The 9,283-nt window shown below is 72.4% G+C and carries 5 protein-coding genes and 4 pseudogenes; 8 read left to right on the forward strand and 1 reads right to left on the reverse strand.

Annotated elements, in window-relative coordinates:
• Positions 1–130 precede the first annotated feature (130 nt).
• On the reverse strand, positions 131–1,984 hold the full coding sequence (gene recQ / locus JNW87_RS29515) for a DNA helicase RecQ (RefSeq protein ID WP_109805982.1): 1,854 nt from the start codon (positions 1,982–1,984) through the stop codon (positions 131–133).
• Between the two features lie 236 nt (positions 1,985–2,220).
• Between recQ and rapZ the strand changes: the two are divergent.
• From rapZ to JNW87_RS29555, 8 genes and pseudogenes are all read left to right on the forward strand, one after another.
• A pseudogene (rapZ, locus tag JNW87_RS29520) lies at positions 2,221–3,137 on the forward strand (RNase adapter RapZ).
• Positions 3,134–4,128, forward strand: a pseudogene (gene yvcK / locus JNW87_RS29525) (uridine diphosphate-N-acetylglucosamine-binding protein YvcK). Before rapZ ends, yvcK begins: the two co-directional pseudogenes overlap by 4 nt.
• Positions 4,129–4,182: 54 nt before the next feature.
• Complete coding sequence (whiA, locus tag JNW87_RS29530) at positions 4,183–5,163, forward strand: DNA-binding protein WhiA (RefSeq protein ID WP_109805980.1); 981 nt, start codon at positions 4,183–4,185, stop codon at positions 5,161–5,163.
• A 264-nt stretch (positions 5,164–5,427) separates the two neighbouring features.
• Positions 5,428–6,432, forward strand: a complete 1,005-nt coding sequence (gap, locus tag JNW87_RS29535; protein WP_109805979.1) for a type I glyceraldehyde-3-phosphate dehydrogenase — start codon at positions 5,428–5,430, stop codon at positions 6,430–6,432.
• Positions 6,429–7,651 (forward strand): annotated as a pseudogene (locus JNW87_RS29540) (phosphoglycerate kinase). The gene gap and the pseudogene JNW87_RS29540 overlap by 4 nt, the downstream one beginning before the upstream one ends.
• Complete coding sequence (tpiA, locus tag JNW87_RS29545) at positions 7,651–8,442, forward strand: triose-phosphate isomerase (RefSeq protein ID WP_109805977.1); 792 nt, start codon at positions 7,651–7,653, stop codon at positions 8,440–8,442. Before JNW87_RS29540 ends, tpiA begins: the two are co-directional and overlap by 1 nt.
• Positions 8,443–8,537: 95 nt before the next feature.
• Positions 8,538–8,798, forward strand: a complete 261-nt coding sequence (gene secG / locus JNW87_RS29550; protein ID WP_109805976.1) for a preprotein translocase subunit SecG — start codon at positions 8,538–8,540, stop codon at positions 8,796–8,798.
• Between the two features lie 130 nt (positions 8,799–8,928).
• Positions 8,929–9,283 (forward strand): annotated as a pseudogene (locus tag JNW87_RS29555) (RNA polymerase-binding protein RbpA); the annotation flags it as partial.

Genomic DNA, 9,283 nt, shown 5'->3' on the forward strand with positions numbered 1-9,283 from the left:
CGCCGACTGGATCGCCACCCGCGGCTACACCGCCTCCTGACCCAACCGGCACCAACCCGAAAGGGCCGACCCCCACCCGGGGGCCGGCCCTTTCGTCGTATCCGGGCATGCGTGCCGCGGATCGGGTCGGTCAGGCAGGTGCCTCGCCGTCGGCGAGCACGGCGAGGATCTGGTCACCGTACTTGGCCAGCTTGTTCTCGCCGACGCCGTTGATCCGGGACAGCTCGGCCAGCGAGGCCGGCGCGTCGGTGGCGATCTGCCGCAGGGTGGCGTCGTGGAAGATGACGTACGCGGGCACGCCCTGCTCCTTCGCGGTGGCCGCCCGCCAGGCGCGCAGCCGCTCGAAGAGTGACCCGGCGGCCGGATCCAGCTCGGCGACCACGGTGGCGGCGCCGCGTGGTTTCGCGGACCGGCTGGAGGCCGGCTTCTCCGGCTCGCGGCGCATCGTCACGGTGCGCCGGCGGCCCAGCACCTCGGCACTCGCCTCGGTCAGCGCCAGCGTGCCGTAGTCGCCCTCGACGGCGAGCAGGCCCTCGGCGAGCAGTTGCCGGACCACCCCCCGCCACTCGGTCTCGCGCAGCTCGGTGCCGATGCCGAAGACGGTCAGCGTGTCGTGACCGTACTGGGTGATCTTGTCGGTCTGCTTGCCGAGCAGGATGTCGACGCAGTGCCCCGCGCCGAACCGCTGGTTGCGTTCCCGGTCCAGCCGGAAGACCGTGGAGAGCAGCTTCTGCGCGGCGACCGTGCCGTCCCACGACTCCGGCGGGTTCAGGCAGGTGTCGCAGTTGCCGCACGCGGTCGTCGCCGTCTCGCCGAAGTACTCGAGAAGCTGGACCCGGCGGCAGCGGACCGTCTCGCAGAGCGCGAGCATCGCGTCCAGGTGGGCGGCGAGGTTGCGGCGGTGCGCGAGGTCGCCCTCCGACGTCTCGATCATCTTCCGCTGCTGCACCACGTCCTGCAGCCCGTACGCCAGCCACGCCGTCGACGGCAGGCCGTCCCGGCCGGCGCGGCCGGTCTCCTGGTAGTAGCCCTCCACGGACTTCGGCAGGTCGAGGTGGGCGACGAAGCGGACGTCCGGCTTGTCGATGCCCATCCCGAAGGCGATCGTGGCCACCATGACCAGGCCGTCCTCGCGCAGGAAGCGCTGCTGGTTGGTGGCGCGGGTCACCGCGTCCAGACCGGCGTGGTACGGCAGGGCGGGGATGCCGTTCTGCACCAGGAACTCGGCCGTCTTCTCCACCGAGGCACGGGAGAGGCAGTAGACGATGCCGGCGTCGCCCGGGTGCTCGTCGCGCAGCAGGGCCAGCAGCTGCTTGCGCGGCTCCCGCTTGGGCACGATCCGGTACTGGATGTTGGGCCGGTCGAAGCTCGCCACGAAGTGCCGGGCGTCGGTGAGCTGCAGCCGGGTGGCGATCTCGGCCCGGGTGGCGCTGGTGGCGGTGGCAGTCAGCGCGACCCGGGGCACCCCCGGCCACCGCTCGTGCAGCATCGACAGGTTGAGGTAGTCGGGACGGAAGTCGTGCCCCCACTGGGACACGCAGTGCGCCTCGTCGATCGCGAAGAGCGCGATGGCGCCGCGTTCCAGCAGCTGGAGGGTCGATCGGACGGCCAGCCCCTCCGGGGCCAGGTAGAGCAGGTCCAACTCGCCGGCGAGGAAGGCCGCCTCCACCCGCCGCCGCTCGGCCAGGTCCTGCGTCGAGTTGAGGAAGCCGGCCCGCACGCCGACCGCGGTGAGCGCGTCCACCTGGTCCTGCATGAGGGCGATCAGCGGGGAGACGACGACGGCGACGCCGTCGCGGACCAGGGCGGGGATCTGGTAGCAGAGCGACTTGCCGCCACCGGTCGGCATCAGCACCAGCGCGTCGCCACCGGCCACCACGTGGTCGACGACCTCCTGCTGGAAGCCGCGGAAGGCGTCGTAGCCGAACACCCGGTGGAGCACCCGCAGGGCGTCCTCGGTCCGCAGATCGGTGGGGGAGACCATCCGCGCAGTCTACGAGCGTCCCCCGACAGCCCGACCGACGCCGAACCGCGTGCCGGCCGGGGCCTCCGCCCGCTTTCGGGACGGAACCGGACAAGCAGGTGTTCCGGTCGTCACCCCGTGGAATCCCGGGCGGGGTCCCAGCCGTTAGAGTCGCTGATTGACCACGCGCGGCCGACCGGCCGCGGCGCCACGGCTGGGGGTAGCGGGTGAGCGAGGCGCGGACGGCGGCGGACCTGGTGCCGGCCGAGACTGCGGGGGCGGAGCCGGCGGTCGGGCAGCCCGCGCCGACCGAGGCGGACACCAGCCTGGTGGTGGTGACCGGTCTCTCCGGCGGTGGGCGGAGCACGGTGGCCCGGGCGCTGGAGAACGTCGGCTACTACGTCGTCGACAACCTGCCCCAGGCGTTGATGTTGGACATGGCGGAGCTGGCGTTCAAGGCCGGCGGCGCGGCCCGGCGTACGGCGATGGTGCTGGACGTCCGCTCGCGCGCCTTCTCCACCGACCTGGCCGGGGCGATCCGGGAGCTCAAGGATCGCGGCTTCTCCCCGCGGGTGGTCTTCGTCGACGCCGACGACGAGGTGTTGATCCGCCGGTTCGAGAGTGTCCGGCGCTCGCACCCGTTGCAGGGCGACGGGCGGCTGGCCGACGGCATCGCCGTCGAGCGCGCCCTGCTGGAGGAGGCCCGCGACCAGGCCGACGTGATCATCGACACCAGCCACCTCAACGTCAACCAGCTCCGGCGCCGGTCGAGGAGCTCTTCGGTGGCGAGGACGCCCGCCGGCTGCGGATCACCGTCCTCTCCTTCGGCTTCAAGTACGGGCTGCCGTCCGACGCCGACTTCGTGATGGACGCCCGGTTCCTGCCGAACCCGTACTGGGTGCCGGAGTTGCGGGAGCACACCGGGCGGGAGGAGGCGGTCAGCTCGTACGTGCTGGGCCAGGAGGGGGCGGACGCCTTCGTGGCGGGGTACGCCGACCTGGTCAACGCCACCACCGCCGGGTTCGAACGCGAGGGCAAGCGCTACCTAACCGTCGCCGTGGGGTGCACCGGCGGCAAGCACCGCAGCGTCGCCATCGCCGAGGAGTTGGCCGCCCGGCTGCGCCAGTCCGGCATCGCGGCCAACGCCCAGCACCGGGACCTGGGGCGGGAATGAGCCCGCGGAAGGTGGTCGCCTTCGGCGGCGGACACGGCCTGTCGGCGTCCCTGCGGGCGCTGCGGCACTGCGTACCGGAGCTGGACCTGGACATCACCGCGGTGGTCACCGTCGGCGACGACGGCGGCTCCAGCGGCCGGTTGCGCGCCGAGCGCGGCGGCCTGCCCCCGGGTGACCTGCGCCAGGCCCTCGTCGCGCTGGCCGGCGACCATCCGGCGACCCGGCGCAGCGCCGGGCTCTTCCAGCACCGCTTCGCCGCGGCGGCTGCCGCGCCGGAGGCCGGGAGCGCGGCCTGCGGCACCGATCCGCTGGCCGGGCACGCGGTCGGCAACCTCGTCCTGTGCGGGCTGATGGAGCTGCTCGGCGACCCGGTCGCGCGCTCGACCACGCCGGGGCGATGCTCGGCGCGGTCGGCCGGGTGCTGCCGATGTCCCGCCAGCCGGTCGGCATCGAGGCCCGGGTGCGCGGCGCAGACGCCGACCACCCCGACGAGGTACGGACCGTGCGCGGCCAGCACCAGGTCGCGGTCACCAGCGGCCGGGTCGAGTCGCTCCGGCTGACCCCGGCGGCGCCGGCCGCCTGCGCGGAGGCGGTGACCGCGGTCGCCGAGGCCGATTGGCTGATCTTCGGGCCGGGCAGCTGGTACACCAGCGTGCTGCCGCACCTGCTGGTGCCGGGGCTGGCCCACGCCATCGTGTCGAGCCCGGCCCGACGGCTGGTCACGCTCAACCTGGTGGCCGAGAAGGAGACCCTCGGACTCTCCCTGGCCGACCATCTGGCCACCCTGCGGCGCTATCTGTCCGAGTTGAAGGTGGACGTGGTGTTGGCGGACTCCACGGCGGTGGGTGATCCTGAAGCGGTGCGACGTGCGGCAGAATCACTTGGTGCCCGGCTGGCCCTCGCTCCCGTCGCCGTCACCGACGGCACGCCCCGCCATGATCCGGCCGCCCTGGGCGCCGCGCTGGTGCCTGTCCTGGGCGCCGATCGTTAAGCACGTACGTAATCACCGGCGACACGCCGGTACGGGTCCGTGGAGGGGCGCAGAATGGCGATGACAGCCGCGGTCAAGGACGAGCTGAGTCGGGTCGACGTGCCCAAGCCCTGCTGCCGGCGGGCGGAGATGGCCGCCCTGCTGCGCTTCGCCGGTGGGCTGCACATCGTCTCCGGGCGGGTCGTGGTCGAGGCCGAGCTGGACACCGGCGCGGTGGCCCGGCGGCTCCGGCGGGAGATCGCCGAGGTCTACGGCTACCCCAGCGAGATTCACGTGCTCGCCTCCGGCGGGCTGCGCAAGGGCAGCCACTTCATCGTGCGGGTGGTCAAGGACGGCGAGGCCCTCGCCCGGCAGACCGGCCTGCTCGACGTGCGTGGCCGCCCGGTGCGTGGCCTGCCGCCGCACGTGGTCGCCGCCAATGTCTGCTGCGCGGTCTCCGCCTGGCGCGGCGCGTTCATGGCGCACGGCTCGCTCACTGAGCCGGGCCGCTCCAGCGCGCTGGAGATCACCTGCCCCGGCCCGGAGTCGGCGCTCGCCCTGGTCGGCGCGGCCCGCCGGATCGGCATCGTGGCCAAGAACCGCGAGGTGCGCCAAGTGGACCGGGTGGTGGTCAAGGACGGGGACGCGATCGCCGCGCTGCTCACCCGGGTCGGCGCCCACTCCAGCGTGCTGGCCTGGGAGGAACGCCGGGTCCGCCGCGAGGTCCGGGCCACCGCGAACCGGCTGGCGAACTTCGACGACGCCAACCTGCGCCGCTCGGCCCGCGCCGCGGTGGCCGCGGCCGCCCGGGTCACCCGCGCGCTGGAGATCCTCGCCGAAGACGCCCCCTACCACCTGACCTCGGCCGGCCGGCTGCGGCTGGAGCACCGGCAGGCCTCGCTGGAGGAGCTCGGTGCCCTCGCCGACCCGCCGCTGACCAAGGACGCCATCGCCGGGCGGATCCGCCGGCTGCTGGCGCTGGCTGACAAGCGGGCCCGCGACCTGGGCATCCCGGATACCGAAGCGGCCGTCACGCCGGACATGCTCGTGGTCTGATAGGACGGTGAGGCGCCAGCGGGCGAGCGGGATCACGACCCGCCGCAGCGCGGCGACGCACGCTCGGATAGGGTCGCTGCGTACGGCAAGGAGGCCGGCACAGGCACCCCTCGCCGTGCTCACCGCCTCGGGCGGTCAGGTCCTCTCAGACCGCGGCGGGGTGGCCGAGATGAACCGTCAACGGCCGGCTCCAACGGTCGGCGCACACACCTCCGCCGGCCCGGGTCTGACGCCGGCGGACCAGAACGCGAGGAGATGGGACCTGTGACCATCCGGGTTGGCATCAACGGCTTCGGCCGGATCGGCCGTAACTTCTTCCGGGCAGTGCTGGCGTCCGGCGCTGACGTCGAGGTCGTCGCGGTCAACGACCTGACCGACAACGCGACGCTCGCCCACCTTGTCAAGTACGACAGCATCCTGGGTCGCCTCCCGCACGAGGTGAAGGCCACCGCTGACGAGATCACCGTGGGCGGCAAGACCATCAAGGCGTACGCCGAGAAGGACCCGGCGAAGCTGCCGTGGGGTGAGGTCGGCGCTGACGTCGTCATCGAGTCCACCGGCTTCTTCACCGATGCCAGCAAGGCGAAGGCGCACGTCGACGGCGGGGCCAAGAAGGTCATCATCTCCGCCCCGGCGAAGAACGAGGACGTCACGGTCGTCATGGGCGTCAACCACGACCAGTACGACCCGGCCAAGCACACGATCATCTCGAACGCCTCGTGCACCACCAACTGCCTCGCCCCGATGGCGAAGGTCCTGCACGACACGTTCGGCATCCAGCACGGTCTGATGACCACCATCCACGCGTACACCCAGGACCAGAACCTGCAGGACGCGCCGCACAAGGACCTGCGCCGGGCCCGGGCCGCCGCGCTGAACATCGTCCCGACGTCGACCGGCGCCGCCAAGGCGATCGGCCTGGTGCTGCCGGACCTCAAGGGCAAGCTGGACGGCTACGCGCTGCGGGTGCCGATCCCGACCGGCTCGGTCACCGACCTGACGGTCAACGTCGGCCGGGAGACCACGGTGGACGAGGTCAACGCCGCGCTGAAGGCCGCCGCCGACGGTCCGCTCAAGGGCATCCTGGTCTACAACGAGGACCCGATCGTCTCCGCGGACATCGTCACCGACCCGGCGTCCTGCATCTTCGACGCGCCGCTGACCAAGGTCGTCGGCAACCAGGTCAAGGTCGTCGGCTGGTACGACAACGAGTGGGGCTACTCCAACCGCCTGGTCGACCTGGTCAAGCTGGTGGGTTCGTCGCTGTGAGCATCCGGACCCTCGACGACCTGCTCGCCGAGGGGGTGTCGGGTCGCGCGTGCTGGTGCGCGCCGACCTGAACGTCCCGCTCGACAAGCAGACCGGTGAGATCACCGACGACGGCCGGATCCGGGCCGTGCTGCCCACGCTGAGCGCGCTGGTGCAGGCCGGCGCCAAGGTGGTCGTCTGCTCCCACCTGGGCCGCCCGAAGGGCGCGCCGGACCCGCAGTTCAGCCTCGGCCCGGTCGCCGGACGGCTCGGCGAGCTGCTCGGCGCGCCGGTGCACTTCGCCGCCGACACCGTCGGCGACTCCGCCCGGTCCACCGTGGAGGGGCTGGCCGACGGCCAGGTCGCGCTGCTGGAGAACCTCCGGTTCAACAAGGGGGAGACCAGCAAGGACGACGCCGAGCGGGGCGCCTTCGCCGACCAGCTCGCCGCCCTCGGCGACGCGTACGTGGACGACGCCTTCGGCGCGGTGCACCGCAGGCACGCCAGCGTCTTCGACGTGCCGGCGCGGCTGCCGCACGTCGCTGGCCGGCTGGTGCTGCGCGAGGTCGAGGTGCTGAGCAAGCTGACCAGCGAGCCGGAGCGCCCGTACGTGGTGGTCCTCGGCGGCTCCAAGGTCTCCGACAAGCTGGCGGTGATCGAGGCGCTGCTGCCGACGGTCGACCGGCTGCTCATCGGCGGCGGGATGTGCTTCACCTTCCTGAAGGCCCAGGGCCACGAGGTGGGCTCCTCGCTGCTGGAGGAGGAGATGGTGGAGACCTGCGGCAACCTCCTGCAGCGGTCCGAGGGCAAGATCATGCTCCCGGTCGACGTGGTGGCCGCGACCGCCTTCGCCCCCGACGCCGACCACGACGTCTTCCGCGCCGACGGCATCCCGAGCCACCGGGTGGGTCTGGACATCGGCCCGGAGACGGTCGCCGGCTTCGCCGCCGCCCTGAAGACCTCCCCAGGTGGAGCCCCGGGGAACGCGCGGACGATCTTCTGGAACGGCCCGATGGGCGTGTTCGAGATGCCGCCCTTCGCCGCTGGCACCCGGGGCGTCGCCGAGGCGATCGCCGACTCCGACGCGTTCAGCGTGGTCGGCGGCGGTGACTCGGCGGCCGCGATCCGGGTCCTCGGCCTCGACGAGAAGGCGTTCGGGCACATCTCCACCGGTGGCGGCGCCTCGCTGGAGTACCTCGAGGGCAAGACCCTCCCCGGCATCGCGGCACTGGAGGACTGATGGCGGGCGTCACCCGCCGGCCGTTGATGGCCGGCAACTGGAAGATGAACTTGAACCACCTCGAGGCCAACCTGCTGGTGCAGAAGCTGGCCGCGAGCCTGACCGAGAAGCACCTCACCGAGGTGGAGACGGTGGTCCTGCCGCCCTTCACCGACCTGCGTACCGTGCAGACCGCGGTGGACGGCGACAAGCTGCTGATCGGCTACGGCGGGCAGGACCTGTCGCCGTACCAGTCCGGGGCGTACACCGGGGACGTCTCCGGGCCGATGCTGGCGAAGCTGGGCTGCACGTACGTGGTGGTCGGGCACTCCGAGCGGCGGGCCTTCCACTACGAGGACGACGCGGTCGTCAACGCGAAGGTGGCGGCGGCGCTGGCCAACGGGCTCACCCCGATCCTCTGCATCGGCGAGGGCCTGGAGATCCGGGAGCAGCTCAAGCACGTGCCGCACTGCTGCGACCAGCTCGACGCCGCGCTGAAGGGGCTGACCCCGGAGCAGGTCACCAAGGTCGTCGTCGCGTACGAGCCGGTCTGGGCGATCGGCACGGGCAAGACGGCCACGCCGGAGGACGCCCAGGAGGTCTGCGGCGAGGTCCGCAAGCGGCTGGGGCAGACCTTCGACGAGGGCACCGCGCAGCAGGTCCGTATCCTCTACGGCGGGTCGGTCAAGGCGTCGAACGTCGCCTTGATCATGGCCCAGCCGGACGTGGACGGGGCCCTGGTGGGTGGGGCGAGCCTGGACGCCGAGGAATTCGCGCAGATCTGCCGGTTCCCGGAGCACATCGCCCGCTGACGGCTCGCTATTCTTGACTCCGCCCGTCCGCCGGCCGGTGCCGCGTGCCCGACCTGCCCGGGCAGATGATCGCTACGAGAGGACTGACCCCAGCCATGCCGATCGCGTTCGCGTACACGTTGATCGTGTTGTTGATCATCACGAGCATCCTGCTCACCCTGCTGATCCTGCTGCACCGAGGTAAGGGCGGCGGGTTGTCGAGCATGTTCGGCGGCGGCGTCAGCTCCAGCCTGGCCGGCTCCTCGGTGGCCGAGAAGAACCTCGACCGCTACACCGTTCTGGTGGGGATCGTCTGGTTCGCGTGCATCGTCGGGATCGGCCTCTGGCTGCGGCTGCAGATGAGCAGCGGGTCCTGAGCGAGCGCTTCTGGTCGTACAATCTGCGCGCGGTCCGTCACGACGGGCCGCGCGCAGTTTTTGTCCGCCGCACCCGCGTCGCCGCCGCCCCCGGGCGGCGGTCCCCGCACGACGACAGGAGCGAGCAGCCGTGCCGAGTGGCAACGTCATCCGTGGCGCCCGGGTCGGGTCCACCCCCCAGCGGCCCGCCGAGCGGTCCGTACCGGCCCCGCGCCGGGCGGTCGCCTACTGGTGCCGCAACGATCACCGGATCGAGATCCTGATCGCCGCCGAGGCGGAGGCGCCGCCGGTCTGGGACTGCCCGCACTGCGGCCAGCCGGCCGGCCGGACGCGCAGAACCCGCCCGGCCGGTCCGGACCGAGCCCTACAAGTCGCACCTGGCGTACGTGAAGGAGCGGCGCACCCCCGAGCAGGGCGAGGCGATCCTCGCCGAGGCCCGTGGCCGCGCTGCGGCAGCGCCGCGGCGGCCTGACCCGCGCCGGCCC

This window comes from Micromonospora sp. ATA51 (genome assembly GCF_016802855.1).
In the GTDB taxonomy this organism is placed as follows: Bacteria; Actinomycetota; Actinomycetes; order Mycobacteriales; family Micromonosporaceae; genus Micromonospora; species Micromonospora sicca.